The following is a 25,874-nucleotide window of genomic DNA, read 5'->3' as shown; positions in this document are numbered from 1 at the left end:
TTTTTTTCCAGCACCTGCAAAGGGGGCAATTCCTTGACCGTTTCAAGCAAAACGTTGCACCTTTTCGGCATCAAAGCCTGCGACACCATGAAAAAGGCGCGCACCTGGCTCGATGAACACGCTGTCAGCTATGACTTTCATGATTACAAAACGGCCGGAATCGACCGTGAACACCTGACCCAATGGTGCGACGAGCACGGCTGGCAAGTGGTGTTGAACCGTGCAGGCACGACCTTTCGCAAACTCGACGACGAACGCAAAGCCGATCTCGACCAGCCGAAAGCCATCGAACTGATGCTCGCACAACCCTCGATGATCAAGCGCCCGGTGCTCGATCTCGGTGACCGAACCCTGATTGGCTTCAAGCCAGATATCTACGCGGCAGCGCTCAAGTAAGCCAGCCCGTTCAATTTTGTAGAGGTATTCACATGTCCAATTCCCTGTTCAGCCTGGCCTTCGGTGTCGGCACTCAAAACCGTCAAGGCGCATGGCTGGAAGTGTTCTACGCCGCCCCGGTCCTGCATCCGTCGGCTGAAGTCATCGCCGCTATCGCGCCGGTCCTGGGTTACACCGAAGGCAATCAGGCCATCGCTTTCAGCACCGCTCAGGCGTCGCAACTGGCTGAAGCGCTGAAAGGCGTCGACGCTGCCCAGGCTGCGCTGCTGACCCGTCTGGCCGAGAGCCACAAGCCGCTGGTCGCGACCATCCTGGCCGAAGACGTACAGCTGACGTCCACGCCTGAGGCATACCTCAAGCTGCACCTGCTGTCCCACCGCCTGGTCAAGCCGCATGGCCTGAACCTGGCCGGCGTGTTCCCGCTGCTGCCGAACGTAGCGTGGACCAGCCAGGGCGCGATCGACCTGGCCGAGCTGGCTGAACATCAACTGGAAGCCCGTCTGCGTGGCGAGTTGCTGGAAGTGTTCTCGGTGGACAAGTTCCCGAAAATGACCGACTACGTGGTTCCGGCCGGCGTGCGTATTGCTGACGCGGCGCGTATCCGTCTGGGCGCTTACGTGGGCGAAGGCACCACCGTCATGCACGAAGGTTTCGTCAACTTCAACGCCGGCACCGAAGGTCCGGGCATGATCGAAGGCCGTGTATCGGCAGGCGTATTCGTCGGCAAGGGCTCGGACCTGGGCGGCGGTTGCTCGACCATGGGCACCCTGTCGGGCGGCGGCAACATCGTGATCAAGGTCGGCGAAGGCTGCCTGATCGGCGCGAACGCCGGTATCGGCATTCCGTTGGGCGACCGCAACACCGTTGAATCGGGCCTGTACGTGACCGCTGGCACCAAAGTCGCGTTGCTGGACGAAAACAACAAGCTGGTCAAAGTCGTCAAGGCGCGTGAACTGGCCGGTCAGCCTGACCTGTTGTTCCGTCGCAATTCGGAGACCGGTGCCGTGGAATGCAAAACCCACAAATCGGCCATCGAACTGAACGAAGCGCTGCACGCTCACAACTAAGCGTTGCGAGCAACGTAACCGATCACCTGTGGGAGCGAGCCTGCTCGCGAAGTTTTTCGGCGGCCTCAAGGACGCCTTCGCGAGCAGGCTCGCTCCCACAAGGTCATGCGCATGGGCCGAATGACATGATGATTCACTCTCCCTGGCGCGCCGATTTTCCGGCCATCGCCGCTCTGCAACGGCAAGACCAGACCTATCTGGACAACGCCGCCACCACGCAAAAACCTCAAGCCCTGCTGGATGCCCTGACGCATTACTACGCCAACGGCGCAGCCAACGTGCATCGGGCACAACACTTGCCCGGCGCCCACGCCACCCAGGCGTTCGAGGCCAGCCGCAGCAAAGTCGCGCAATGGCTGAATGCCGGCGATTGCGGGCAGATCATATTTACCCACGGCGCGACCTCTGCGCTGAACCTCCTGGCCTATGGTCTGGAGCATCTTTTCAATCCGGGCGACGAGATTGTCATCAGCGCCCTGGAGCATCACGCCAACCTGCTGCCATGGCAGCAACTGGCCCAGCGGCGCGAGCTGAAACTGGTGATCCTGCCGCTGGATGCCGACGGTTTGATCGATCTGGACGCCGCCACGCAGTTGATTGGGCCGCAGACCCGTTTGTTGGCGGTCAGTCAGCTGTCCAACGTGCTCGGCGTCTGGCAGCCACTGCCGGCCTTGATGGCGATGGCCAAGACGCACGATGCGTTGACCGTGGTCGACGGCGCTCAAGGCGTGGTGCATGGCCGGCATGACGTGCAGACGTTGGGATGCGACTTCTATGTGTTTTCCAGCCACAAGCTCTATGGTCCCGATGGCCTCGGTGTGTTGTTCGGGAGCAACGAGGCACTTAAGCAACTGCGTCACTGGCAGTTCGGCGGTGAAATGGTGCTGGATGCGGATTACCACCACGCACGCTTCCGCCCTGCCCCGCTGGGTTTCGAGGCCGGAACGCCGCCCATTGCCGCTGTGATTGGTCTGGGCGCGACCCTGGATTACCTCACCGGGCTCGATCAGGACGCCGTTAACGCCCATGAAGCCGCGCTGCATGATTATTTGCTGAAGGGTCTTGAAGCCCGTAACGGCATCCGGTTGCTGGGTAAACCGCAACTGGCCCTGGCGAGTTTTGTCGTCGAGGGTGTGCATAACTCGGATCTGGCGCATTTGCTGACCGAACAGGGGATTGCCGTTCGAGCCGGGCATCACTGCGCGATGCCGCTGCTCAAAAGCTTCGAACTGGCTGGGGCGATCCGGGTGTCGTTGGCGCTGTACAACGATTCCGAAGACCTGGAGCGGTTCTTTGAAGCGCTGGATCAGGCGCTGGACCTGTTGCGATGAGTTTGCCTGCCGATGCGGTGACGGCGCTGGAGATATTCCAGAACGCTGCCGGCTGGGAACAACGCGCGCGATTGCTGATGCAATGGGGCGACCGCCTGCCTGCATTGAGTGATGTGGATAAGGTGGATGCCAACCGGGTGCATGGCTGTGAAAGCCAGGTGTGGTTGGTGGGCGCGTTACAGGACGGCCATTGGCAGTTTGCGGCGAGCAGTGATGCGCGGTTGATTCGCGGGTTGGTGGCATTGCTGCTGGCGCGGGTCAACGGGTTGTCGGCGACTGAGTTGCGGCAGGTGGATTTGCCGGAGTGGTTTAATCAGCTCGGGCTGTCGCGGCAGCTGTCGCCGTCACGCAGTAATGGCCTGAATGCCGTGCTCCAGCGGATGAATGAGTTGGCCGGTTAACCGTCTTCGCGAGCAGGCTCGCTCCCACCCTGGAATGCGCTTCCATGTGAGAGCGAGCCTGCTCGCGAAGGGGTCATAAGCAGCAGCGCTTAAACCTCAGGCTTGACCCGATCAGCAGGGCGCCGAACCCCGGCAACGATCTTATCCACAGCCTTGGTCGCCGCGACCATCCCGAACGTAGCCGTCACCATCATCACCGCACCAAACCCGCCCGCACAGTCCAGCTTCACGCCATCGCCGACAAAACTCTTCTGCAAACAGATGCTGCCATCCGGTTTCGGATAGCGCAGTTGTTCCGTGGAAAACACACACGGCACGCTGTAATGGCGAGTCACGGTGCGCGAGAAACCGTAGTCGCGACGCAAGGTCGAGCGCACTTTCGACGCCAGCGGATCATTGAACGTCCGATTCAAGTCGCACACCTGAATCAGCGTCGGATCAATCTGCCCACCCGCGCCGCCAGTGGTGATGATCTGGATCTTGCGCCGCTTGCACCAGGCGATCAGCGCTGCCTTGGCGTTGACGCTGTCGATGCAATCGATCACGCAGTCAATGTTCGGCGTGATGTACTCGGCCATGGTCTCGCGGGTGACGAAGTCCGCCACCGCGTGCACCGTGCAGTCCGGGTTGATCCCGCGCAGGCGCTCGGCCATCACCTCGACCTTGGGTTTGCCGACAGTGCTGTCCAGCGCGTGCAACTGACGATTGGCGTTGCTGACGCAGACGTCGTCCAGGTCAAACAGCGAAATCTCGCCCACGCCACACCGGGCGATGGCTTCCGCTGCCCACGAACCCACGCCGCCGACGCCAACGATCGCCACATGCGCCGCGCGCAGGCGCTCCAGCCCCTCGATGCCATACAAACGGGCGATGCCTGCAAACCGCGGATCTTCTGTACTCATGACCAATACCCCAAAAACCGGCGCGCATTATAGGGCTTCGCTGCGCCAAGTTTTGAATTTCAATCTACAAGTGTAAGAACTTATGTGAAAGCAAATTGCCCAATGTCCGGCAATTCCCTGTCTGCTGTACGTAAAGAGAATGCCCGGTGTAGGATGCGCGCCCCTTGGCGACCGCCAACCGTTCCTTCGTTCCACAGTCTTTGGAACCTGAAATAGCTATGTCATCCCGCAAATTTGGACTCAACCTGGTCGTGGTGCTCGCCATCGCAGCCTTGTTTACCGGCTTCTGGGCGCTGATCAACCGCCCGGTCACCGCCCCCAACTGGCCTGAACAGATCTCCGGCTTTTCGTACTCACCGTTCCAGCAGGGCCAGTACCCGCAGAAAGAGCAGTACCCGACCGACGATCAAATGCGTCGCGACCTGGAGATCATGAGCAAGCTGACGGACAACATCCGTACTTACTCGGTCGACGGCACCCTGGAAGACATTCCCAAGCTCGCAGAAGAATTCGGCCTGCGCGTGACCCTGGGGATCTGGATCAGCCCGGACCAGGAACGCAATGAGCGCGAAATCACCCGTGCCATCGAAATTGCCAACACCTCACGCAGCGTGGTTCGCGTGGTTGTAGGCAACGAGGCAATCTTCCGTAAGGAAATTACCGCTGCGGAACTGAGCGTGATCCTCGATCGCGTGCGCGCCGCCGTGAAAGTGCCGGTGACCACGTCCGAGCAGTGGCACGTCTGGGAAGAACACCCGGAACTGGCCAAGCACGTCGACCTGATCGCCGCCCACGTTCTGCCTTACTGGGAATTCATCCCGGTGGACAAGGCCGGCCAGTTCGTCCTCGACCGCGCCCGAGACCTGAAAAAGATGTTCCCGAAAAAACCGCTGCTGCTCTCGGAGGTTGGCTGGCCGAGCAACGGCCGTATGCGTGGCGGCACCGATGCGAGCCCGGCGGATCAGGCGATCTACTTGCGCACCCTGGTCAACAAACTCAACCGCCAGGGCTTCAACTACTTCGTGATCGAAGCGTTTGACCAGCCGTGGAAGGCCAGCGACGAAGGTTCGGTGGGCGCGTATTGGGGTGTGTTCAACGCCGCGCGCCAGCAGAAATTCAACTTCGAAGGCCCGGTCGTTGCGATCCCGCAGTGGCGCGTGCTGGCGATCGGCTCGGCCGTGTTAGCGTTGTTGTCGCTGACCTTGCTGATGATCGACGGCTCGGCCCTTCGCCAGCGCGGCCGCACCTTCCTGACCTTTATCGCGTTCCTGTGTGGTTCGGTGTTGGTGTGGATCGGTTACGACTACAGCCAGCAATACAGCACCTGGTTCAGCCTGACGGTCGGATTCCTCCTGGCGCTCGGTGCGCTCGGGGTCTTTATTGTTCTGCTGACCGAGGCGCATGAACTGGCCGAAGCGGTATGGACCCACAAGCGTCGTCGTGAATTCCTGCCGGTGGTGGGCGATTCGGACTACAGACCGAAAGTCTCGATCCATGTGCCCTGCTACAACGAGCCGCCGGAGATGGTCAAACAGACCCTCAACGCCTTGGCCAACCTCGACTATCCGGACTTCGAAGTCCTGATCATCGACAACAACACCAAGGACCCGGCGGTCTGGGAACCGGTGCGCGATTACTGCGAAACCCTCGGCCCGCGCTTCAAGTTCTTCCACGTTGCACCGCTGGCCGGCTTCAAGGGCGGCGCGCTGAATTACCTGATCCCGCACACCGCCAAGGATGCCGAAGTCATCGCGGTGATCGACTCGGACTACTGCGTCGACCCGAACTGGCTCAAGCACATGGTGCCGCACTTCGCCGATCCGAAAATCGCTGTGGTGCAGTCGCCGCAGGACTATCGCGACCAGAACGAAAGCACCTTCAAAAAGCTCTGCTACGCGGAGTACAAAGGCTTCTTCCACATCGGCATGGTCACCCGTAACGACCGTGACGCGATCATCCAGCACGGCACCATGACCATGACCCGACGCTCGGTGCTCGAAGAGCTCGGCTGGGCCGACTGGTGCATTTGTGAAGACGCCGAGTTGGGTCTGCGTGTATTCGAAAAAGGCCTGTCGGCGGCGTATTACCACACCAGCTACGGCAAAGGCCTGATGCCCGATACCTTTATCGACTTCAAGAAACAGCGTTTCCGCTGGGCCTACGGTGCGATTCAGATCATCAAGCGTCACACCGCCAGTTTGTTGCGCGGCAAGGACACCGAACTGACCCGTGGCCAGCGTTACCACTTCCTCGCGGGCTGGTTGCCGTGGGTCGCGGACGGCATGAACATCTTCTTCACCGTCGGCGCGTTGTTGTGGTCGGCGGCGATGATCATCGTGCCGCAGCGGGTCGATCCGCCGTTGCTGATTTTCGCAATCCCGCCGTTGGCGCTGTTCGTGTTCAAGGTCGGCAAGATCATCTTCCTGTATCGCCGCGCCGTCGGCGTGAACCTCAAAGATGCGTTCTGCGCGGCACTGGCCGGGCTGGCGTTGTCGCACACCATCGCCAAAGCGGTGCTGTACGGCTTCTTCACCAGCAGCATTCCATTCTTCCGCACGCCGAAAAACGCCGATAACCACGGCTTCTGGGTGGCGATTTCGGAGGCTCGTGAAGAGGTGTTCATCATGCTGCTGTTGTGGGGCGCGGCGCTGGGGATCTTCCTGGTCAACGGCTTGCCGAGCAACGACATGCGCTTCTGGGTGACCATGTTGCTGGTGCAATCGCTGCCGTACCTGGCGGCGCTGATCATGGCGTTCTTGTCTTCGCTGCCGAAACCGGCCGCCGAGCCGGAGCCGGCACCGGCGGTCTAAATCTGTACGGATGCACTAAACGGCGGCCAATGGTCGCCGTTTTGCTTTAAGATAACCGCCATTTTGCAGGGCTTGGCGTGATGTCCATCCCTGTGGGAGCGAGCCTGCTCGCGAAGGTGTTGTCACATTCAAGGGTTATGTTGACTGACATGCCGCATTCGCGAGCAGGCTCGCTCCCACATTTAGTCCGTGCCCACATTCATGATTCCGGAGTTTTCCATGACGGCCCACGCCGACCTTTCGCCGACCCTTCAACTCGCCATCGACCTGATCCGCCGTCCGTCCGTGACGCCGGTCGACGCCGATTGCCAGAAGCAGATGATGCAGCGCCTGGGCGATGCCGGTTTCATGCTGGAACCGATGCGCATCGAAGATGTGGATAACTTCTGGGCGACCCACGGCAAACACGACGGCCCGGTGCTGTGCTTTGCCGGTCACACCGACGTGGTGCCGACCGGTCCGGTCACCGCGTGGCAGATCGACCCGTTCAATGCGTTGATCGACGAACACGGCATGCTCTGCGGCCGTGGTGCGGCGGACATGAAAGGTAGCCTGGCGTCGATGACCGTGGCCGCCGAGCGCTTCGTCGCCGATTATCCGGATCACAAGGGCAAGGTCGCTTTCCTGATCACCAGCGACGAAGAAGGCCCGGCGCACCACGGCACCAAGGCTGTGGTTGAACGCCTCGCCGCGCGCAAGGAACGTCTGGACTGGTGCATCGTCGGCGAACCGTCGAGCACCACGCTGGTGGGTGACGTGGTCAAGAACGGCCGTCGCGGCTCCCTCGGTGCCAAGCTGACCGTTCGCGGTGTGCAGGGCCACGTGGCCTATCCGCACCTCGCCAAGAACCCGATCCACCTCGCGGCCCCGGCCCTGGCCGAACTGGCCGCCGAGCATTGGGACCACGGCAACGATTTCTTCCCGCCGACCAGCTTCCAGATCTCCAACGTCAATTCCGGCACTGGCGCGACCAACGTGATCCCGGGCGATCTGGTGGCGGTGTTCAACTTCCGCTTCTCCACCGAGTCCACCGTCGAAGGCCTGCAAAAGCGCGTCGCCGACATTCTCGACAAGCATGGCCTGGACTGGCACATCGACTGGGCGCTGTCCGGCCTGCCGTTCCTGACCGAGCCGGGTGCCTTGCTGGATGCCGTGGCGTCGAGCATCAAGGACATCACCGGTCGCGACACCAAGGCGTCCACCAGCGGTGGCACCTCTGACGGTCGTTTCATCGCGACCATGGGCACGCAAGTGGTTGAACTCGGTCCGGTCAACGCGACGATCCACCAGGTCAACGAGCGTGTACTGGCCGCCGACCTCGACGTGCTGACCGAAATCTACTACCAGACCCTGATCAAGTTGCTCGCCTGATGCTCGCTTGCCCGATCTGCAGTGAACCGCTGAATGCGGTGGACAACGGCGTGGCCTGCCCCGCCGGGCATCGTTTCGACCGCGCGCGCCAGGGTTACCTGAACCTGTTGCCGGTGCAGCACAAAAACAGCCGCGACCCAGGGGATAACCTGGCCATGGTCGAAGCCCGCCGCGACTTCTTGAACGCCGGCCATTACGCGCCGGTGGCCAAGCGTCTGGCGGAACTGGCGGCGCAATACGCGCCACAGCGCTGGCTCGACATCGGCTGTGGCGAGGGTTACTACACCGCGCAAATCGCCGAGGCCTTGCCGAACGCCGACGGTTACGCGCTGGACATCTCCCGCGAAGCGGTCAAACGCGCCTGCAAACGCAACCCGCAGCTGACCTGGTTAATCGCCAGCATGGCGCGGGTGCCGTTGGCTTCCGGCAGTTGCCAGTTTCTCGCCAGCGTCTTCAGCCCATTGGATTGGGAAGAAGCCAAACGCCTGCTCAGCCCCGGTGGCGGCTTGATGAAAGTCGGGCCGACCAGCGGCCATCTGATGGAGTTGCGCGAGCGGCTGTACGACGAAGTCCGCGAATACACCGACGACAAGCACCTGGCCCTGGTGCCGGACGGCATGGCGTTGGCGCACAGTGAAACCCTGGAATTCAAACTGACGCTTGCAGAGGGTCAGGACCGTGCGAACCTGTTGGCCATGACTCCCCATGGCTGGCGTGCCAGTGCCGAACGCCGCGCAGCGGTCATCGAACAGGCCGAGCCGTTCGAGGTCACTGTGTCGATGCGCTACGATTACTTCGTTCTTCAATAAACCCTTAATTTTTTGGTCTTGAGCAATGGCTTGAGGCCGGCTAAATCCGCGAATGGATTTTTCAGACCCGCAGTGAGGACATCCATGCGCCAACCCGATATCGAGATTTACCTGAAAGACGCCGACGTCGACTACAAGGCCATCGCGGCCTGGCTCGGCACTGCGTTAGGCCCGTGCACCGACTGGGTCCAGAAAGGCCAGACGTACAAGTGCAAGGCCGGCACCGTGCCGGTCACTTGGCTGCCCAAAGCCGTGGGCAAGTGGAACAGCCTGTTCCTGGACAGCGACCAGACCCCGTGGGAAGACGACATCGCCTGCGCCCGCGCAGCCTTTGCTGCGCTGAACGTCGAAGTGCGTTGCGCACCGGGGACGTGGGTCGAGGAAGAAGGCGAAGAGACAGCGGATCGCTGGATGCGTATCAGTGCTGACGGTGAAGAAGAGATCACCTGGAAAACTGTTTAAAACCCATACAGGGACCCAATGTGGGAGCGAGCCTGCTCGCGAATGCGGTGTGTCATTCAACTTAGATGCTGACTGATAGACCGCATTCGCGAGCAGGCTCGCTCCCACAGTGGTTTGTGGCGTCTGAAGATCCGGTTTACAAGCCTACGACGTCTTCAGCCTGCAAGCCCTTCTCGCCGGTCACCACGGCATATTCAACCTGCTGGCCTTCAGCCAGCGAACGGTGCCCTTCGCCGCGAATCGCGCGGTAGTGCACGAACACGTCCACCCCGTCCTCGCGTTGAATAAAGCCGTAGCCCTTGGCGTCGTTGAACCACTTCACGTTGCCGGTTTCGCGCGTAGCCATGAATCAGTACCCCCTTGTTTTTATTTTGAACGGCCGAGTATATGACAGCCGCCAAAACTCTCAACTCACTTTACTTAGCCGCTTTTTTGCCGATTTTCGGTGAATACGGCACACTATCGGCCGCCCGAGCATTTGCTCGGTTTTACTCACTCACGCAGAAGCCGTATGACCCGCTCCCCGTTCCGCCGTCTTGTGTTTGGCACCCTGCGCCGACTGTTGTATCTCTGGGTTCGCTCGGAGACGATCAACCAGTCGTCGTTCACCCTCAACCTCGACCGCAGTCGTCCGGTGTTCTACGTCCTGCAAAACCCTTCGCTGACCGACCTTGCCGTGGTCGACACCGAATGCAGCAAGGCGGGCCTGCCCCGCCCGGTGTTGCCGGTTTCAGTGGGTAATCTGCTGGAGCCCGCCGCGTTCTTCTACCTGACGCCAGAGCCCGACTGGCTCGGCCGTCAGGACAAACGCGGCGCACCGCCAACCCTGACCCGCCTGGTCAGCGCCCTGAGCCAGAATGCCGCCGAAGACGCGCAAATCATTCCGGTCAGCGTGTTTTGGGGCCAGTCGCCGGACAGCGAATCGAGCCCTTGGAAATTGCTCTTCGCCGACAGCTGGGCGGTTACCGGGCGTCTGCGCCGCTTGCTGAGCATCATCGTGTTGGGGCGCAAGACCCGCGTGCAGTTCTCCGCGCCGATCCACCTGCGCGAGCTGATCGATCACAACAAAGGCCACGAGCGCACCGTGCGCATGGCCCAGCGGATCCTGCGGGTGCACTTCCGCAACCTCAAAGCCGCGGTCATCGGCCCGGACATTTCCCACCGGCGCAATCTGGTCAAGGGCTTGCTCAACCAGCCACTGGTCAAGCAAGCGATCCTCGACGAAGCCGAGCGCGAGAACATCTCCCCGGAGAAAGCCAAGGCCCAGGCCCTGCGCTACGGCAACGAGATCGCCTCCGACTACACCTACACCGCGATCCGCTTCATGGAAGTGGTGCTGAGCTGGTTCTGGAACAAGATCTACGACGGCATCAAGGTCAATAACATCGAAGACGTGCAAAAGGTCGCGCCGGGTTACGAAGTGATCTACGTACCCTGCCACCGCAGCCACATCGACTACCTGCTGCTGTCCTATCTGCTGTTCCGCAATGGCCTGACCCCGCCGCACATTGCCGCCGGGATCAACCTCAACATGCCGGGGATCGGTGGCCTGCTGCGTCGCGGCGGTGCGTTTTTCATGCGCCGCACGTTCAAGGGCAACCCGCTGTACACCTCGGTGTTCAACGAATACCTGCACACCTTGTTTACCAAAGGCTTCCCGGTCGAATACTTCGTCGAGGGCGGCCGTTCGCGCACCGGGCGCATGCTGCAACCGAAAACCGGGATGCTCGCGATTACCCTGCGCAGCTTCCTGCGTTCGTCGCGCATGCCCATCGTGTTTGTGCCGGTGTACATCGGCTACGAGCGCGTACTGGAAGGCCGGACCTACCTCGGCGAACTGCGTGGGGCGACCAAGAAAAAAGAGTCGATCTTCGATATTTTCAAAGTCATCGGCGCGCTCAAGCAGCGCTTCGGCCAGGTGGCGGTGAACTTCGGCGAGCCGATTAAACTGGCGGAGTTCCTCGACAGCGAACAGCCGGACTGGCGCCAACAGGAACTCGGCCCGCAATTCAAACCGGCCTGGCTCACCGAAACGACTAACCGTCTCGGCGAAAAAGTCGCACAGCATCTGAACGAAGCGGCAGCGATCAACCCGGTGAACCTGGTGGCCCTGGCGTTACTGTCCACCAGCCGTCTGGCGCTGGATGATCGCGCCATGGCGCGAGTGCTCGACCTGTACCTGGCGCTGCTGCGCAAGGTTCCGTATTCGCCGCACACCACGCTGCCGGAAGGTGATGGTCGTGCGCTGATCGAGCACGTAAAGGACATGGACCTGCTGTCCGAGCAGAGCGATGCCCTGGGCAAGATTCTGTACCTGGATGAGCAGAACGCCGTCCTGATGACCTACTACCGCAACAACGTGCTGCACATTTTTGCGTTGCCGGCACTGCTCGCGAGTTTCTTCCAGAGCGCGTCGCGCATGAACCGCGACCAGATCCTGCGTTACACCCGTGCACTTTATCCGTACCTGCAGTCGGAACTGTTCATTCGCTGGTCCATGGACGAACTGGACGCCGTGATCGACCAATGGCTGGAAGCGTTCGTCGAGCAAGGCCTGTTGCGTTTCGAAAACGATGTCTACCTGCGCCCGGCACCCAGCTCACGGCATTTCGTGTTGCTGACCTTGCTGTCGAAGAGCATCGCCCAGACCTTGCAGCGCTTCTACATGACCGTGTCCTTGCTGCTCAACAGCGGCCAGAACAGCATCAGCGCCGAAGAGCTGGAAGACTTGTGCACAGTCATGGCCCAGCGCCTGTCGATTCTCCATGGCCTGAACGCCCCGGAATTCTTCGACAAGAGCCTGTTCCGTCACTTCATCCAGACAATGCTCGATCTCGAGGTGCTCAAGCGCGACGAAGCCGGCAAGTTGAGCTACCACGAACTGCTCGGCGAGCTGGCCGAAGGCGCGGCCAAACGGGTATTGCCGGCGGAGATTCGCTTGTCGATCCGTCAGGTGGCGTTGCATCGCAGTGAAGATGCGGCGGACCAGGTCGTACATGCGGCGCCGGCCGACTGAATCCATCTGCTTTGACGTAGTCCGCTAATTTCCATTTTTTGAACAAGGAAGCTGTCATGTTCCGCCCTACCCTTCGCTTCGCCGGCCTCTGCGCAGGCTTGATGATCTCCGCCAGCGCACTGGCGCTGTCGCTCAACGACCTGTCGCAAAAGGACGCCACTGGCGGCCTCAAGGATGCCCTGACCCAAGGTGCACAACTGGCGGTCAAACAACTTGGCACACCGGGTGGCTTCAGCAACAACCCGGAGGTGAAAATCGGTTTGCCGGGCAAACTCGGCAAGGTCGCCGGCAAAATGAAGCAGTTCGGCATGGGCGATCAGGTCGACGAACTGGAAGCCAGCATGAACAAAGCAGCTGAAACCGCCGTGACCCAGGCCCAGCCGATCCTCGTGGAGGCGGTGAAGAAGATGAGTGTGGAAGATGCCAAGGGCATCCTCAGCGGCGGCAACGACTCGGCCACTCAGTACCTGAACAAAACCAGTCGCGAACAGATCCGCGTGAAGTTCCTGCCGATTGTGAAGCAGGCCACCGATCAGGTCGGTCTGGCCAAGCAATACAACACGTTCGCCGGTCAGGCGGCGACCATGGGCGTGCTGGATGCCAAGAACGCCAACGTCGAAAACTATGTCACCGAACAGGCCTTGAACGGTTTGTTCGAGATGATCGGCAAACAGGAAGAAACCATCCGCCAGAACCCTGCTGCGGCGGCGACCAGCCTGGCGAAGAAGGTGTTTGGGACGTTGTAATTCCGAGCAACTGAACCCTGTAAAAAAGCCCGCTGACCTTTACTGGTTCAGCGGGTTTTTTTATTTAAACGGCTTCCATGATGGATGAGGCAACGGGCGCCGTCCGTAAAAAGAACACCCACTCGCGCCCCATCTTGCGTTTCTCGAACACCTTCAAGTCAACCAACCCATTCAAGGTCGACGAAGCCGTGTTGTAAGAGCAGTCGAGGTTTTCCTTCACATTGACGGCTGTGAACTCCTTGGCCATCCCGCTCTTGGCCACTTGATAGACGGCGCGCTGCTTCTCGGTGAGCTGGTCGAAAAAACCGGACGCCATCAACCAACGATCAAAGTGCTCGGCGTGGGCCAGACTCTTGCGATAGACCTCGGTAAAACCGCTGACGGCCCGCAGGATCACCGAACACTGGAAATCAATGAAGTAAGTCAGGTCCAGTTCATCGGCCTCGGTATTCAAATACGACCGCCCGTATTTCACGGGTGCGTTGCGCAGCAACACGCTGATAGCAATGTAGCGAAACGCCGAGAAATCATTCTTGAACATGAACCAGTAAAACAGTGCCCGCGCGACACGACCATTGCCATCGCGGAAAGGATGCTCGTAACCCAAGGCAAAATGCAGCGCGATGCCTTTCACCAGCGGATGGAGGTAGTCCTCACGGTTGATATCGTTGTGGGACCGATTGATCCACTTCGACAGCACCTGCAAGCGTGACACCAGCCCTGCCGCGGGCGGCGGTGTATGCACGGTGTTGCCCTCGCCGTCCTGCACCACTACATCATCGTTGCCTCTGAATTCGCCCGGCGAATACTGCGCGTCATCAATACCCTCGACGCCGACACGGTGCATCGCGGTGATGAGTTCCACACTCAGTGGTTCATAACGTTGTTCCCAGGCAAAGTTCATCATCTGGTAGTTGCCAATGACCATTCGCTCGTCAGGCGTACGCGGCAGGCGATGGCGCTTGAGCATGTCCTTGGCCGCCCGCGTGGTGGTTGCAGCGCCTTCGAGTTGGCTGCTGCTGATGGCTTCGTCTTCGATCAGGTCATTGAGCAGATAACTGAAATGCGCACGCTCACCGATCTGGCTGGTCATGTATTCCAGCGCGGCGGTGGTGGTTTGCCGATCGACTGCCGAAATGGCTTTCTGCGCCAACGGCGTCAGCAAAAAATTGCCCCACTGGACTGGTTCGCCCAAGGGCAGAAGGCAGGAATACTGTGCCGTCCGGGCCTTTTTGACCAAGGCCCAACACACGCTTGAATCCAGACCCGGCGCCCAGCGGTAACGCAATTCATTAAATGGGAGGTAACGCCCCTGATCATCCAGCGGTTTCAGCAGGGCCAGATAGTCCGGGAGTCGTTCCTTGTGGGGAGATTTCATCAACAGGTCGAACACCGGATCGGTCCTGCCCGTTACAACCGGTGGCTTCTTCATGATGACTGTCTCAAAACTCGTAAAACTGAGTCGTGAGTACAGCATTCAGAGTCCTCTGACTCAATATCAGAGGATTCTGAAATACATGTAGGAAGTCAGACCGGCTCTTTCTTCACCCTGAACCAAGCCGCATACAGCGCCGGCAAGAACAGTAACGTCAGCGCCGTCGCCACAATCAACCCGCCCATGATCGCTACTGCCATCGGCCCGAAGAACACACTGCGTGACAATGGGATCATCGCCAGCACCGCCGCCAGTGCGGTCAATACAATCGGGCGGAAGCGGCGCACGGTCGCCTCGATAATCGCCTGCCAGGGTTTGAGACCCGCCGCGATGTCTTGCTCGATCTGGTCGACCAGAATCACCGAATTGCGCATGATCATCCCGGACAGCGCGATGGTCCCGAGCATCGCGACAAAACCGAACGGCTGCCGGAACACCAACAGGAACAAGGTCACGCCGATCAACCCCAGCGGCGCGGTGAGGAACACCATCACCGTGCGCGAGAAGCTGCGCAGTTGCAGCATCAGTAACGTCAACACCACCACGATGAACAACGGCACACCGGCCTTCACCGAGTTCTGTCCGCGGGCGGAATCTTCGACCGTGCCGCCAACGTCCAACAAGTAGCCGTCCGGCAATTCGGCGCGAATCGGATGAAGCGTAGGCATGATCTGCTGCACCAGCGTGGCCGGTTGTTCCTTGCCGTAGATGTCGGCGCGAACGGTGACGTTCGGCAGGCGATTACGGTGCCAGATGATGCCTTCTTCGAAGCCATATTCCAGCGTCGCGATCTGCGACAGTGCCACGCTGCGGCCGTTGTCGGTCGGCACGGCCAGGCTCGGCAGCAACGACAGTTCGGTGCGTTCGTGCAGGGTTCCGCGCAGCAGGATTTCGATCAACTCGTTGTCTTCGCGGTACTGGCTGACGCTGGAACCGGTCAGCGAGCTTTGCAGGAACTTCGACAGGTTCGCCGTGCTCACACCCAGCGCTCGGGCGCGGTCCTGATCGACGTTCAGGTACACCACTTTGCTGGGCTCTTCCCAGTCGAGGTGGACGTTGACCACGTGCGGATTCTCGCGAACCTTGGCCGCCACTTTACGCGCCAGTGCGCGGACCTCGTCGATGTGCTCACCGGTCACCCGGAACTGCACGGGATAGCCCACGGGCGGTCCGTTTTCAAGACGCGTGACCCGCCCACGCAGGGCCGGGAATTGTTCGTTGAGGGTTTCGATCAGCCAGGTCCGCAGGCTTTCGCGATCCTCGATGGTCTTGGCCAGGACCACCACCTGCGCGAAACTCGCCGCCGGCAGTTGTTGATCCAGTGGCAGGTAGAAACGCGGTGAACCGGTGCCGACGTACGCCACGTAATTGTCGATACCGGCACGGTCCTTCAGCAAGGCTTCCAGGCGTTTGACTTCGTCGGCGGTGTTGCTCAGAGAGGCGCCTTCAGCCAGTTTCAAATCGATCATCAGCTCCAGCCGCCCCGACGCCGGGAAGAACTGTTGCGGCACGAAACGGAACAGCATGACCGAGCCAATGAACATCATGATCGTCAGCACGATCACCGTTTTGCGCCGCCGTACGCACCACTCCACCAGACGTCTGACACGCTCATAGAACGGTGTGCCGTAAGGGTCGGGCTGATCGGTGCCGTGTTTCGCCGCATGAATTTTCGCCAGATCCGGCAGGAGTTTTTCCCCCAGGTACGGCACAAACACCACCGCAGCGACCCATGAGGCCAGCAGCGCGATGGTCACCACCTGGAAGATCGAGCGGGTGTATTCGCCGGTGCTCGATTGCGCGGTGGCAATCGGCAGGAAGCCGGCAGCGGTGATCAGCGTGCCGGTGAGCATCGGGAACGCCGTACTGGTCCAGGCATAACTGGCTGCTTTTACACGATCGAAGCCCTGCTCCATTTTGATCGCCATCATTTCCACGGCGATGATCGCGTCGTCCACCAGCAAGCCCAGCGCCAGCACCAGCGCGCCAAGGGAGATCTTGTGCAGGCCGATGCCGAGGTAATACATGCAGGCAAAAGTCATTGCCAGCACCAGCGGAATCGCCAGCGCCACCACCATGCCGGTGCGCACGCCAAGAGAGAAGAAGCTCACCAGCAACACAATCGCCAAGGCTTCAACCAACACCTGAACGAATTCGCCGACCCCGGTTTTCACCGCGGCGGGCTGGTCCGACACCTTGCGCAATTGCATCCCGGCCGGGAGGTTGTTCTGGATGCGGTCGAACTCGACTTCCAGCGCCTTGCCCAGCACCAGAATGTCGCCGCCGTCCTTCATCGCCACGGCCAGACCGATGGCGTTTTCGGCCATGAAGCGCATGCGCGGTGCGGGAGGATCGTTAAAACCACGGCGAACGTCGGCCACATCGGAAATGCGGAACGTGCGATCACCGACACGGATCGGGAAGTTCTTGATCTCATCGACCGTCTGAAAATTCCCCGAAACCCGTAGCTGCAATCGCTCACTGGTGGTTTCGAAGAACCCGGCCGTCGACACAGCGTTCTGCTCTTCAAGCGCTTGCTGCACGGCGGCCAATGGCAAGCCAAGGGTGGCGAGTTTGACGTTGGACAGCTCGATCCAGATTTTCTCGTCCTGCAGTCCGAGCAGGTCGACCTTGCCCACATCCTTGACCCGTTGCAGCTGGATCTGGATGCGGTCGGCGTAGTCCTTCAACACCGCGTAATCAAAACCGTCGCCGGTCAGGGCGTAGATGTTGCCGAACGTAGTGCCGAACTCATCGTTGAAAAACGGCCCCTGAATACCCGGTGGCAAGGTGTAGCGGATGTCGCTGATCTTCTTGCGGACCTGATACCAGAGCTCGGGAATGTCCTGCGAGTGCATGGCATCACGCGCGATAAAGGTGACCTGGGACTCACCCGGACGGGAGAACGAGACGATGCGCTCGTACTCTCCGGTTTCCATCAGTTTTTTCTCGATGCGTTCGGTGACCTGGCGCGACACTTCCTGAGCCGTGGCCCCCGGCCAGTTGGTGCGAATCACCATGGCCTTGAAGGTAAACGGCGGGTCTTCGCTTTGGCCGAGCTTGGTGTAGGAAAGCGCACCGACGACGGCCAGCAAGAGCATCAGGAACAGTACGATCTGGCGATTACGCAGCGCCCATTCGGAAAGGTTGAAGCGCATCGGGAATTACTCCTTGTCCGCCAGATTGACCACGCGGTTGGAGCGATCCACCGGACGCACTTGTTGCCCGTCGTGAAGCACATGAACACCTGCAGCCACCACCCAGTCGCTGGCATTCAGGCCTTCGAGCACCGGCACGGTTTTCTCGCCGAACGGGCCGACGCGCACCGGGGCTTTTTTCAAGGTGTTGTTGGCGCCGAGTACCCACACGTAAGTCGCGCCGTTTTCGGCGGTGACCGCCGATAACGGTACCGACAGCGCAATGGTTTCTACCGTCTGGATGAACACCCGGGCGCTTTGGCCGAGCTCCGCCGGGACTTTGCCTGCGGTAAACGCAATGCGGGCGGCGAAGGTGCGCGATTTTGGATCGGCGGCAGGCGACAGTTCGCGGATGCGGCCGGCGAAGCGTTGATCCGGTTGGGTCCAGAGCTCTACCGACACCGGCTGACCGACCTTGAAGCGGCCGAAACTCTGTTCCGGCAGGCTGATCAACACTTCACGTTCGCCATCGGTGGCAATGGTGAACACGGTTTGCCCGGCGGCCACCACTTGCCCGACTTCCACGGCCCGCTTGGCCACCACGCCATCCTGAGGCGCGCGCAGCACCGCGTAGCTCGCCTGATTGGTCGAGACATTGAATTCGGCTTTGATTTGCTTGAGGCGGGCTTCACCGGATCGGTAAAGGTTTTCGGCATTGTCGTACTGCGAATGGCTGACCATCTGACGGTCCATCAGGGTCTTGTAGCGATCCCGCTCGGTGCGCACCAGGCTCAGGTTGGCCTCGGCGGCGGCGACTTGGGCGCGGGTGGCTTCCAGTTGCAGGCGAACGTCTTGAGGGTCGAGCTCTGCCAGCGGCTGGTCAGCCTTGACGCGCTGCCCTTCCTCGACCAGTCGTCGGCTGACTTTGCCGCCAATGCGAAACGCCAGGTCCGGCTCATAGCGCGCCCGCACTTCACCGGGATAGCTTTCCATCGCCTGCGCCGAAGGCTCTGGCTGCACCACCATGGCCGGGCGAATGGTGACTTGCGGCGCCTCTTCGTGACCACACGCCGTCAATAAAAACGCCAGACTGACTGGCAACGCGAGGGGCAAGGCATAGCGGAACATGGTGAACGACCTTTCGCTAATGGTGCTTGGAATAATTATACTGAGCAGTATGGTATTAATAGCAAACTCACCAGTCCAGTAATAAAAGCGAATATGTCGAACAATCTTTCAGCACCCAGCGGTCCGGGCCGCCCCAAGGATCTGGCCAAGCGCCAGGCCATCCTCGATGCGGCGAAAATTCTGTTTGTGAGCAAGGGTTACGCGAACACCAGCATGGATGCCGTGGCGGCTGAGGCTGGCGTGTCCAAGCTGACCGTCTATAGCCACTTCAACGACAAGGAGACGCTGTTCTCCGCCGCCGTGGTCGCCAAATGCGAAGAGCAACTGCCGCCGCTGTTTTTCGAACTGGCGGACGGGGTCGCCGTGGAAACCGTGCTGCTGAACATCGCGCACGGCTTTCACCAGCTGATCAATAGCGACGAATCAGTAAACCTGCACCGCCTGATGATTACCCTCGGCAGCCAGGACCCGAAACTCTCGCTGATCTTTTTCGAGGCCGGCCCGCAACGCATGCTGGATGGCATGGAGCGGTTGCTGACCCAGGTGGATCAAAGCGGTGTGTTGAGCATTGATAAACCGCGTAATGCGGCTGAGCATTTCTTCTGCTTGCTCAAGGGCGGGGGCAATTTTCGGTTGTTGTACGGCTGCGGCGGGCCGGTGACCGGGGTTGCGGCCGAGGAGCATGTGCAGGAAGTGGTGGGGTTGTTTATGCGGGCTTATCGGCCAGAGACAAGCTGATAGGTTTGGGGTGCTAATTCTGGCCCCTTCGCGAGCAGGCTCGCTCCCACAAGGGATCTCTGGTGTTGCACAGATCCAATGTGGGAGCGACGCGGTATCAGGGTTTAAGTGCTTTCTTCGGATAAATGTCATACCGGCTGGATTTCCCGTCCAGCGCATGACTCGGCTTCGGTCCCGCAATACACGGCGCCTTGCGCGGCCGCTTCACTACAACCCGGTGACTGGCCAACGCCAATGCCGCCTCAAGCAACGCCGGCGCGTCCGGGTCATCGCCCACCAACGGCCGGAACAAGCGCATTTCCTTTTTCACCAACGCGGTTTTTTCGCGATGGGGAAACATCGGGTCGAGGTAGATCACCTGCGGCGGTTCACCTTCCCAATTGCGCATCACTTCAATCGAATTGCCCTTGAGCAACCGCATGCGCGCCACGATGGGTGCCACGTCGAAATCTTCCGCGCCGCGCGCCAGGCCATCCTCCAGCAAGGCGCCGATCAGCGGCTGACGCTCGATCAGGCTCATCTCGCAGCCCAGGCTCGCCAGCACGAACGCATCCTTGCCCAGCCCCGCCGTGGCATCCAGAACACGCGGACGCACGCCCTGCGCGATGCCAACGGCCTTGGCGATCATCTGCCCCGTGCCGCCACCGAACAACCGGCGATGCGCCGCCCCGCCTTCGACGAAGTCCACCCGCACCGGCCCCGGCGCATCCGCGCCGAGTTGTTGCAGCTGTAAACCCTGCTCGCCGACCTGCAAGGCAAACTCGCCATCATCCACCTGCAACGGCAAGCCCAGGCGCTCGGCCCATTGCTCGGCCTGGGGCTGAAAGGTCGTGCCCAGGGCCTCGACATGGATGCGGCAAACCGCCGGTTGATCAATCATCGGAAAACACGCTCAAAAAATTAATGATCGGCAAAAACGGCCGATAACAAAACTAACGGGCATTTTGCCAGAGCTGAGCGTCGACCGAGAGAAATGTCAGACTTTCAACCCACAATCACAGGTTTTATCTCGCCCTACGGCGATTACAACCTGCGAAACACCCAAGCGTTGGGCGGTGTCAGTCACCTGTGGCAAGATTTTTTTGCCCGGGCGCTGGCCGATCAGCCGGGTGACGGGGTTCCTGAGTCGCTCAAGTTTCCACCGGTCGATCTCGACAGCCCGGTCGAGCCTACCGTCGGCAGCGACCTGCTGGCGCACATCGTTTCCCAGCGCGAATGCAACGTGACGGACACCGTGGTCCGCCCGCCGGAGCCACTGTTTTTGCCGATTGCCGAGTTCGAAATGGACCTGGCCGACAAACCGGCCCCACCGTTCCCGCCGGAAGAAATCGTCGCTCAGCAGAAACAACAGGACTTCGAAAGCGGCTGGGTCCGCCCTATCGTGCTCACCGCCGGTCAACCCGTGCCGGAAGCCGGCCCGGCGCCACAACCACGTCCGCTGCACCTGCCGATCGCCGAATTCGAGATGGACCTGCTGGACAAGCCGTTCCCGCCGTTCTCCCCCGAAGAACTGGTGGAACAACAAAAACAGCTCGATTTCGATAACGGCTGGGCTCGCCCGATCGTACTGCAAAACCTGCGCATCGCCGCCTGACCTTCTGTAACAGGCCCTCAGCGACACACCCACCACGGCCCGACATCCACATGAAAATGATTGCGATGGGCGGCGTTGTAATCCGGGCTCAACACCACGCTGAACATGTCGCACGCACCGTCGCGGACCTGACGTAGAAACCGCGTGTCCTGATTATCCTTTGGCCAATCCTTGAGCACGCTGATGGTTCGCCCATCCGCCAGACGGAAACCGGCAATGTCCAGCGCATTGGCTGACGCGTGCTGACTGAGCCTGCCGTTGTTGCGGTTGTAAACGTTGCGACAGGCAAAACTGCCGAGATGGTCAACCCGCGTCACCGCCAGCCCGTAGACCGTCTGCGCCGCGGGTTGCAGGACATGCCGGTCAAACAGCGCGAACGACACCGCCAACCGGCAACTGGCGAGGAAGCTGCTGCTCAGGGCCACTTCACCGCCCTGCACACGCAACGTGTTGATCAGCGGGCACGTGGCGTCGGGGCTGTCGGCCTGGCGGGTCACGCGCAATCCGGAACTGCTCAAGGCCTGGTCGCACAACTGTGGATCATCGCCCAAGCGCATCAACTTGTAGCGGGTCAACAGGTTCGGTTCGGCCTTCACGTCCAGTGGCGCCCAAGGGTTCCACTGCGGTGGGAGGGAGATCAAGCCGCGCCAGACACCCAGGCCCAACGCGCCAATGAGCAACAGGATCAACAACAGCCACCACCGCATCGTCAGCCTTTGAACAGTTGATTGGCCTTCGCGTACGGCATGGAGCGCGAGGTAAACCCGAACGTGCCCGAAGTCTTGATCTCTTCAGCCGCACGGAAAAATTCGCCATACGCCGCCAAGGCCAGCGCCGATCCGACGCTGATGCGTTTGACGCCCATTTCGCTCAACTGCTCGACCGTCAACTTGAGCCCGCCAGACATCAACACATTGACCGGTTTGGGCGCCACGGCACGGACCACCGCCAACACATCTTCGGCACTGCGCAACCCCGGCGCATAGAGCACGTCGGCACCGGCCTCGGCGAACGCCTGCAAGCGGCGAATGGTGTCGGCGAGATCGGGATTGCCGTGCAGAAAGTTCTCGGCACGCGCGGTCAGCATGAAGGGGAACGGCAAGCTGCGCGCCGCTGCCACCGCCGCTGCAACCCGCGCCACGGCATGTTCGAAGCAGTAGATCGGCGCCGCTTCACGGCCCGTGGCGTCTTCGATCGAGCCGCCGACCGCACCGGCCTCAGCCGCGCGCAAAATGCTCTGGGCGCATTGCGCGGGGTCATCGGCAAAACCGTTTTCCAGATCCACCGCCACCGGCAGATCAGTGGCCGCGACAATCGCCCGAACATTAGCCAGCGTATCGTCGAGGGTCAGCGCGCCATCCGGGCGTGCATTGGAAAAAGCGTAACCGGCACTGGTGGTTGCCAGCGCCTCGAAACCGAGGCTGGCGAGCATCTTCGCCGAGCCGGCGTCCCACGGGTTGGGAATGACGAAAGCCCCATCGCGTTCGTGCAGCGCTTTGAACGCCTGGGCTCGAAGGGTTTGCGCATCCATTGGGCAGGCTCCTGAATAGGGGGACGAATCCGCCTCAGAGCAATCCAAGTTGCTCCGCTGCGGGTTCTCTGTATAGCTCAGGCAGCGGCGGCAGGCCAGGCAAACGCACCATCAGTTGTGCGTGAAAACGTTGCGCCAGCCGGGCGGCCAGCAGGTTGTCGGCGGTGTGCAGGAAGATGTAGGGCGTGCGCCCCTCTTCGATCCACGCGGCGATTTTCTCGACCCACGGCAGCAGAAACGGATCGTTGGCTTCCAGCTGTGGATGGCCGATGAAACGCACCTGCGGAAACTGGGTGAACGCCGCCGGACGTGGCGGTACCTTGGGCTTTTTCGACTGGGCGTGAAGCACCGAGGGATCGGTCGAGATGCAACTGAACAGCGCACGCGGATCGAGGCAGATGCGTTCGACACCGCGATCCAGTAGCAGGCGATTGAGCATGCGCTCGGCATCGCCCTTGGCGAAGAACGCATCGTGGCGCACCTCGACGGCCAGCGGGCGTTCCAACGCATCAATGAACGCGGCCAGTTCGGGCAATCGCTGCGGCGTGAAGCTTTTCGACAATTGCAGCCACAACGGCGAAACCCGCTCACCCAAGGGGCTAAGCAATTGCACGAAGGTTTCGGCGGCGGTCAGTTGCTCGCGCAGGTCGCCGCCGTGGCTGATATCGCCAGGAAACTTGGCGGTGAAACGAAAGTGTTCGGGCATGGCCTCGGCCCAGCGTTCGACAGTGGTGGCAGCCGGGCTCGCGTAGAAGGTCGTATTGCCTTCTACGGCGTTGAATACTTGGGTATAGAGATTTAGAAACTCGGAGGATTTCGCGTCTGGCGGATAAAGATAATCGCGCCAGGCGTTTTCACTCCAGGACGGGCAGCCGAGGTAGTAAGGCTGAACCATCAGATGTACAGGTCGAGACCCAGCACATCCGTATCCCAATCGACAAAAGTGGCCGTGCTCAGGTAGCTGGCGAGCGCGGTGGCGACGCTTTTGCTCATGGCGCGGTGGTAGATCATGTCTTGCTGACGCGCCGGCAGATTGCTCAGGCGTTGCGCCGAGGCTTTGGCGGCACGGGCAGCCATTTGCTCTTCGGACGGAATTTCCAGCTCGCCGTCGATATCGACGTAATCGTCTTCCGCCACAGGGCCTTTGCGAGCCTTGCGCTTGATGGGGTAGGACTGAGAGGAAAGGCCGTCTATACGCATGAGTACATGTCCGGTATCAATGATGGCAGTTTAGTGGCGCATTGGCCGCTTCGCAAACCGCTTGGTGATAACTAGAACACAGAATCGGGAAAAGGTTTAAAAGCTGAGGGTATAAATCGACGATTGGCTGCGTTACACAAAATGCCTTCGCGAGCAGGCTCGCTCCCACACTGGATCTGCGGCGTTCACAAATCCCCTGTGGGAGCGAGCTTGCTCGCGATAGGACCTACTCGATACAGAGAAATCAACGCGCCTTGGGCGTCGCCACTTTATCGCGCAAATAAACCGGCTGAGCCTCATCCGCCACAATCGCCTCACCCCGTTCCCAGGCAAACCGTGCCAGCGTCAGGAGATCTTCGGCATGCGGCAACATGCCCGCATCCTGCCCGGCCAGGTTCACGGCAATGCGCTCGGCATAGCCCCAACCCGTGCCCGCGCCAAACCACTCACCACTGGCATCCGCCGGCAACGCCGCCACTTCCGGCGGCAACACGGCTTCATTGCCTGCCAGGCGCATCTCCCCCGCCGTTTCGCGGTAGCAGCCCCAATACACTTCATCCATCCGCGCATCGATGGCGGACGCGACCTGGCTCACGCCGTGTTCGCGATACGCGCGTTGCGCCAGCACGGCCAGGTTCGACACCGGCAACACCGGGCGATCCAGCGCAAACGCCAAGCCTTGCACCACCCCGATGGCAATCCGCACACCGGTAAACGCGCCCGGCCCACGGCCAAACGCGATGGCATCGACCGCTTGCAGCGTGGTCCCCGCATCGGCGAGCAGTTGCTGGATCATCGGCAACAGCTTCTGCGCATGCAGGCGCGGGATCACCTCGTAATGGCTCGTGACTTTGCCGTCATGCAGCAAGGCAACGGAGCAAGCTTCAGTCGCGGTGTCCAGGGCCAGCAAGGTGCTCATCGATGTTTCCGTAAGAGAGGTCAGAAAAAGTGCGCCAGTATAAACAACTACGGCCCGCAAGCGGGCCGTAGAAGATGAAGCGTTTTTTTAGCTCAGTGCTTCAAGCACTTTGCCGGTGATCGCTTCAACCGAGCCAACACCTTCAACGTGGCTGTACTTCGGTTTGCCTTGAGCGGCGGACAGCTCCTGGTAGAACTTCACCAGAGGCTCGGTCTGGGCATGGTAGACCGACAGGCGATGACGCACGGTTTCTTCAGTGTCGTCTTTGCGCTGTACCAACTCGTCGCCGGTGATGTCGTCTTTACCGGCAATTTTCGGCGGGTTGTAGACGATGTGGTACACGCGGCCGCTGGCCTCGTGAACACGACGGCCGGCGATACGCTGGACGATGTCTTCGTCTTTGACGTCGATTTCCAGCACGTGGTCCAGCTCGACGCCGGCCTTCACCAGGGCTTCAGCCTGAGGAATGGTGCGCGGGAAACCGTCGAACAGGAAACCATTGGCGCAATCCGCCTGGCTGATGCGTTCCTTGACCAGGTTGATGATCAGGTCATCGGAGACCAGACCGCCGCTGTCCATGACGCTCTTGGCGATCAGGCCCAGCTCGGTGCCGGCCTTGACGGCTGCACGCAACATGTCGCCAGTGGAGATTTGCGGAATGCCGAATTTCTCGGTGATGAACTTAGCCTGAGTACCTTTACCGGCCCCGGGAGCTCCCAGCAGAATGACGCGCATCGATGTGCTCCTCAATTTTTTATATGGATAACGTCAGATTCGCCTCGTGGGGCCAATCTCAAAAATAGGGTCGTGACCGCCCAAACGGCCAAAGGCTGATCAAGATACACAGCAGGCCCGGACCACACAAGCCGCCGAAAGTCGGA

Annotated in this window: 24 protein-coding genes; 12 read left to right on the top strand and 12 right to left on the bottom strand. The window is 60.4% G+C overall.

Annotation, left to right across the window (positions count from 1 at the left end; all coding sequences use genetic code 11):
• Nucleotides 1-33: 33 nt before the first annotated feature.
• From AC07N8_RS15685 to AC07N8_RS15670, 4 genes are all read left to right on the top strand, one after another.
• Nucleotides 34-396 (top strand): ArsC family reductase, encoded by a 363-nt coding sequence (locus AC07N8_RS15685; RefSeq protein WP_007949322.1) that lies wholly within the window; start codon nt 34-36, stop codon nt 394-396.
• Nucleotides 397-428: 32 nt separating this feature from the next.
• On the top strand, nt 429-1,463 hold the full coding sequence (gene dapD / locus AC07N8_RS15680) for a 2,3,4,5-tetrahydropyridine-2,6-dicarboxylate N-succinyltransferase (RefSeq protein WP_123433696.1): 1,035 nt from the start codon (nt 429-431) through the stop codon (nt 1,461-1,463).
• Nucleotides 1,464-1,588: 125 nt separating this feature from the next.
• On the top strand, nt 1,589-2,794 hold the full coding sequence (locus AC07N8_RS15675; RefSeq protein ID WP_493144338.1) for an aminotransferase class V-fold PLP-dependent enzyme: 1,206 nt from the start codon (nt 1,589-1,591) through the stop codon (nt 2,792-2,794).
• Nucleotides 2,791-3,195 carry a SufE family protein gene (locus AC07N8_RS15670; RefSeq protein WP_493144340.1) on the top strand — a complete coding sequence of 135 codons (405 nt, stop codon included), beginning with the start codon at nt 2,791-2,793 and terminating at the stop codon, nt 3,193-3,195. The genes AC07N8_RS15675 and AC07N8_RS15670 overlap by 4 nt, the downstream gene beginning before the upstream one ends.
• Nucleotides 3,196-3,284: 89 nt before the next feature.
• Here the strand turns inward: AC07N8_RS15670 and tcdA are convergent, their stop codons facing one another.
• Nucleotides 3,285-4,097 carry a tRNA cyclic N6-threonylcarbamoyladenosine(37) synthase TcdA gene (gene tcdA / locus AC07N8_RS15665; protein ID WP_010462854.1) on the bottom strand — a complete coding sequence of 271 codons (813 nt, stop codon included), beginning with the start codon at nt 4,095-4,097 and terminating at the stop codon, nt 3,285-3,287.
• 218 nt (nt 4,098-4,315) lie between these two features.
• Here tcdA and AC07N8_RS15660 point away from each other — a divergent pair, with 218 nt between their 5' ends.
• The 4 genes from AC07N8_RS15660 to AC07N8_RS15645 all read left to right on the top strand — a co-directional run bounded on the left by AC07N8_RS15660 (nt 4,316) and on the right by AC07N8_RS15645 (nt 9,549).
• Nucleotides 4,316-6,907 carry a glycosyltransferase gene (locus AC07N8_RS15660; RefSeq protein WP_059181551.1) on the top strand — a complete coding sequence of 864 codons (2,592 nt, stop codon included), beginning with the start codon at nt 4,316-4,318 and terminating at the stop codon, nt 6,905-6,907.
• 219 nt (nt 6,908-7,126) lie between these two features.
• A complete protein-coding gene (gene dapE, locus AC07N8_RS15655; protein WP_027924964.1) occupies nt 7,127-8,278 on the top strand; it encodes a succinyl-diaminopimelate desuccinylase in 1,152 nt (383 codons plus the stop codon).
• Nucleotides 8,278-9,087 carry a putative RNA methyltransferase gene (locus AC07N8_RS15650; protein WP_483840439.1) on the top strand — a complete coding sequence of 270 codons (810 nt, stop codon included), beginning with the start codon at nt 8,278-8,280 and terminating at the stop codon, nt 9,085-9,087. The genes dapE and AC07N8_RS15650 overlap by 1 nt, the downstream gene beginning before the upstream one ends.
• 84 nt (nt 9,088-9,171) lie before the next feature.
• Nucleotides 9,172-9,549, top strand: coding sequence for a hypothetical protein (locus AC07N8_RS15645; RefSeq protein WP_483840438.1), 378 nt, complete (start codon nt 9,172-9,174; stop codon nt 9,547-9,549).
• Nucleotides 9,550-9,685: 136 nt separating this feature from the next.
• On the opposite strand, the gene AC07N8_RS15640 is transcribed toward AC07N8_RS15645, so the two are convergent.
• The gene (locus AC07N8_RS15640) at nt 9,686-9,895 is read right to left on the bottom strand and encodes a cold-shock protein (protein WP_010462862.1); all 210 of its coding nucleotides are present in this window, start codon (nt 9,893-9,895) and stop codon (nt 9,686-9,688) included.
• A gap of 165 nt (nt 9,896-10,060) precedes the next feature.
• Here AC07N8_RS15640 and plsB point away from each other — a divergent pair, with 165 nt between their 5' ends.
• Nucleotides 10,061-12,565 carry a glycerol-3-phosphate 1-O-acyltransferase PlsB gene (gene plsB, locus AC07N8_RS15635; protein WP_493144344.1) on the top strand — a complete coding sequence of 835 codons (2,505 nt, stop codon included), beginning with the start codon at nt 10,061-10,063 and terminating at the stop codon, nt 12,563-12,565.
• Nucleotides 12,566-12,621: 56 nt separating this feature from the next.
• Nucleotides 12,622-13,311, top strand: coding sequence for a DUF4197 domain-containing protein (locus tag AC07N8_RS15630; RefSeq protein ID WP_483840435.1), 690 nt, complete (start codon nt 12,622-12,624; stop codon nt 13,309-13,311).
• Between the two features lie 64 nt (nt 13,312-13,375).
• Here AC07N8_RS15630 and AC07N8_RS15625 read toward each other — a convergent pair whose 3' ends face one another.
• The 3 genes from AC07N8_RS15625 to AC07N8_RS15615 all read right to left on the bottom strand — a co-directional run bounded on the left by AC07N8_RS15625 (nt 13,376) and on the right by AC07N8_RS15615 (nt 19,011).
• Nucleotides 13,376-14,743: a Fic family protein gene (locus tag AC07N8_RS15625; protein WP_493144346.1), complete on the bottom strand. Its 1,368-nt coding sequence runs from the start codon at nt 14,741-14,743 to the stop codon at nt 13,376-13,378.
• A 95-nt stretch (nt 14,744-14,838) separates the two neighbouring features.
• Complete coding sequence (locus tag AC07N8_RS15620) at nt 14,839-17,904, bottom strand: efflux RND transporter permease subunit (RefSeq protein ID WP_493144348.1); 3,066 nt, start codon at nt 17,902-17,904, stop codon at nt 14,839-14,841.
• A gap of 6 nt (nt 17,905-17,910) precedes the next feature.
• Nucleotides 17,911-19,011 (bottom strand): efflux RND transporter periplasmic adaptor subunit, encoded by a 1,101-nt coding sequence (locus AC07N8_RS15615; protein WP_493144350.1) that lies wholly within the window; start codon nt 19,009-19,011, stop codon nt 17,911-17,913.
• A gap of 93 nt (nt 19,012-19,104) precedes the next feature.
• On the opposite strand from AC07N8_RS15615, the gene AC07N8_RS15610 reads away from it, so the two are divergent.
• A complete protein-coding gene (locus AC07N8_RS15610; RefSeq protein WP_483840431.1) occupies nt 19,105-19,749 on the top strand; it encodes a TetR/AcrR family transcriptional regulator in 645 nt (214 codons plus the stop codon).
• Nucleotides 19,750-19,846: 97 nt separating this feature from the next.
• On the opposite strand, the gene AC07N8_RS15605 is transcribed toward AC07N8_RS15610, so the two are convergent.
• On the bottom strand, nt 19,847-20,629 hold the full coding sequence (locus AC07N8_RS15605) for a class I SAM-dependent methyltransferase (RefSeq protein ID WP_027924956.1): 783 nt from the start codon (nt 20,627-20,629) through the stop codon (nt 19,847-19,849).
• Between the two features lie 93 nt (nt 20,630-20,722).
• Here AC07N8_RS15605 and AC07N8_RS15600 point away from each other — a divergent pair, with 93 nt between their 5' ends.
• Nucleotides 20,723-21,343 carry a hypothetical protein gene (locus tag AC07N8_RS15600; RefSeq protein WP_027924955.1) on the top strand — a complete coding sequence of 207 codons (621 nt, stop codon included), beginning with the start codon at nt 20,723-20,725 and terminating at the stop codon, nt 21,341-21,343.
• A 17-nt stretch (nt 21,344-21,360) separates the two neighbouring features.
• Here the strand turns inward: AC07N8_RS15600 and AC07N8_RS15595 are convergent, their stop codons facing one another.
• From AC07N8_RS15595 to adk, 6 genes are all read right to left on the bottom strand, one after another.
• Nucleotides 21,361-22,050 (bottom strand): extensin-like domain-containing protein, encoded by a 690-nt coding sequence (locus tag AC07N8_RS15595; RefSeq protein WP_493144353.1) that lies wholly within the window; start codon nt 22,048-22,050, stop codon nt 21,361-21,363.
• A gap of 2 nt (nt 22,051-22,052) precedes the next feature.
• Nucleotides 22,053-22,874 carry an isocitrate lyase/PEP mutase family protein gene (locus AC07N8_RS15590; RefSeq protein ID WP_483840427.1) on the bottom strand — a complete coding sequence of 274 codons (822 nt, stop codon included), beginning with the start codon at nt 22,872-22,874 and terminating at the stop codon, nt 22,053-22,055.
• A 34-nt stretch (nt 22,875-22,908) separates the two neighbouring features.
• Nucleotides 22,909-23,769 carry a DUF72 domain-containing protein gene (locus tag AC07N8_RS15585; RefSeq protein ID WP_493144354.1) on the bottom strand — a complete coding sequence of 287 codons (861 nt, stop codon included), beginning with the start codon at nt 23,767-23,769 and terminating at the stop codon, nt 22,909-22,911.
• Nucleotides 23,769-24,074: a hypothetical protein gene (locus tag AC07N8_RS15580; RefSeq protein ID WP_123433679.1), complete on the bottom strand. Its 306-nt coding sequence runs from the start codon at nt 24,072-24,074 to the stop codon at nt 23,769-23,771. Before AC07N8_RS15580 ends, AC07N8_RS15585 begins: the two co-directional genes overlap by 1 nt.
• A gap of 244 nt (nt 24,075-24,318) precedes the next feature.
• Nucleotides 24,319-24,993: a tRNA (adenosine(37)-N6)-threonylcarbamoyltransferase complex dimerization subunit type 1 TsaB gene (gene tsaB, locus AC07N8_RS15575; RefSeq protein WP_493144357.1), complete on the bottom strand. Its 675-nt coding sequence runs from the start codon at nt 24,991-24,993 to the stop codon at nt 24,319-24,321.
• Nucleotides 24,994-25,080: 87 nt separating this feature from the next.
• The gene (adk, locus tag AC07N8_RS15570; protein ID WP_027924949.1) at nt 25,081-25,728 is read right to left on the bottom strand and encodes an adenylate kinase; all 648 of its coding nucleotides are present in this window, start codon (nt 25,726-25,728) and stop codon (nt 25,081-25,083) included.
• Between the last annotated feature and the right edge of the window lie 146 nt (nt 25,729-25,874).

This window comes from Pseudomonas sp. GW821-FHT10C09 (assembly GCF_059415465.1).
Note: the sequence above shows the minus strand (reverse complement) of the source record. Positions and strands in the feature narration are given on the sequence as shown.

What these genes read in the sequence shown, in the direction of transcription:
- AC07N8_RS15590 (WP_483840427.1), bottom strand. Translation starts at nt 22,874, where the DNA reads ATGGATGCGCAAACCCTTCGAGCCCAGGCGTTCAAAGCGCTGCACGAA.
- AC07N8_RS15610 (WP_483840431.1), top strand. Translation starts at nt 19,105, where the DNA reads ATGTCGAACAATCTTTCAGCACCCAGCGGTCCGGGCCGCCCCAAGGAT.
- AC07N8_RS15640 (WP_010462862.1), bottom strand. Translation starts at nt 9,895, where the DNA reads ATGGCTACGCGCGAAACCGGCAACGTGAAGTGGTTCAACGACGCCAAG.
- AC07N8_RS15595 (WP_493144353.1), bottom strand. Translation starts at nt 22,050, where the DNA reads ATGCGGTGGTGGCTGTTGTTGATCCTGTTGCTCATTGGCGCGTTGGGC.
- AC07N8_RS15625 (WP_493144346.1), bottom strand. Translation starts at nt 14,743, where the DNA reads ATGAAGAAGCCACCGGTTGTAACGGGCAGGACCGATCCGGTGTTCGAC.
- AC07N8_RS15670 (WP_493144340.1), top strand. Translation starts at nt 2,791, where the DNA reads ATGAGTTTGCCTGCCGATGCGGTGACGGCGCTGGAGATATTCCAGAAC.
- AC07N8_RS15600 (WP_027924955.1), top strand. Translation starts at nt 20,723, where the DNA reads ATGTCAGACTTTCAACCCACAATCACAGGTTTTATCTCGCCCTACGGC.
- AC07N8_RS15675 (WP_493144338.1), top strand. Translation starts at nt 1,589, where the DNA reads ATGATGATTCACTCTCCCTGGCGCGCCGATTTTCCGGCCATCGCCGCT.
- AC07N8_RS15650 (WP_483840439.1), top strand. Translation starts at nt 8,278, where the DNA reads ATGCTCGCTTGCCCGATCTGCAGTGAACCGCTGAATGCGGTGGACAAC.
- AC07N8_RS15645 (WP_483840438.1), top strand. Translation starts at nt 9,172, where the DNA reads ATGCGCCAACCCGATATCGAGATTTACCTGAAAGACGCCGACGTCGAC.
- AC07N8_RS15580 (WP_123433679.1), bottom strand. Translation starts at nt 24,074, where the DNA reads ATGCGTATAGACGGCCTTTCCTCTCAGTCCTACCCCATCAAGCGCAAG.
- adk (WP_027924949.1), bottom strand. Translation starts at nt 25,728, where the DNA reads ATGCGCGTCATTCTGCTGGGAGCTCCCGGGGCCGGTAAAGGTACTCAG.
- AC07N8_RS15585 (WP_493144354.1), bottom strand. Translation starts at nt 23,769, where the DNA reads ATGGTTCAGCCTTACTACCTCGGCTGCCCGTCCTGGAGTGAAAACGCC.
- AC07N8_RS15620 (WP_493144348.1), bottom strand. Translation starts at nt 17,904, where the DNA reads ATGCGCTTCAACCTTTCCGAATGGGCGCTGCGTAATCGCCAGATCGTA.
- AC07N8_RS15615 (WP_493144350.1), bottom strand. Translation starts at nt 19,011, where the DNA reads ATGTTCCGCTATGCCTTGCCCCTCGCGTTGCCAGTCAGTCTGGCGTTT.
- tsaB (WP_493144357.1), bottom strand. Translation starts at nt 24,993, where the DNA reads ATGAGCACCTTGCTGGCCCTGGACACCGCGACTGAAGCTTGCTCCGTT.
- AC07N8_RS15605 (WP_027924956.1), bottom strand. Translation starts at nt 20,629, where the DNA reads ATGATTGATCAACCGGCGGTTTGCCGCATCCATGTCGAGGCCCTGGGC.
- dapD (WP_123433696.1), top strand. Translation starts at nt 429, where the DNA reads ATGTCCAATTCCCTGTTCAGCCTGGCCTTCGGTGTCGGCACTCAAAAC.
- AC07N8_RS15660 (WP_059181551.1), top strand. Translation starts at nt 4,316, where the DNA reads ATGTCATCCCGCAAATTTGGACTCAACCTGGTCGTGGTGCTCGCCATC.
- dapE (WP_027924964.1), top strand. Translation starts at nt 7,127, where the DNA reads ATGACGGCCCACGCCGACCTTTCGCCGACCCTTCAACTCGCCATCGAC.
- AC07N8_RS15630 (WP_483840435.1), top strand. Translation starts at nt 12,622, where the DNA reads ATGTTCCGCCCTACCCTTCGCTTCGCCGGCCTCTGCGCAGGCTTGATG.
- tcdA (WP_010462854.1), bottom strand. Translation starts at nt 4,097, where the DNA reads ATGAGTACAGAAGATCCGCGGTTTGCAGGCATCGCCCGTTTGTATGGC.
- plsB (WP_493144344.1), top strand. Translation starts at nt 10,061, where the DNA reads ATGACCCGCTCCCCGTTCCGCCGTCTTGTGTTTGGCACCCTGCGCCGA.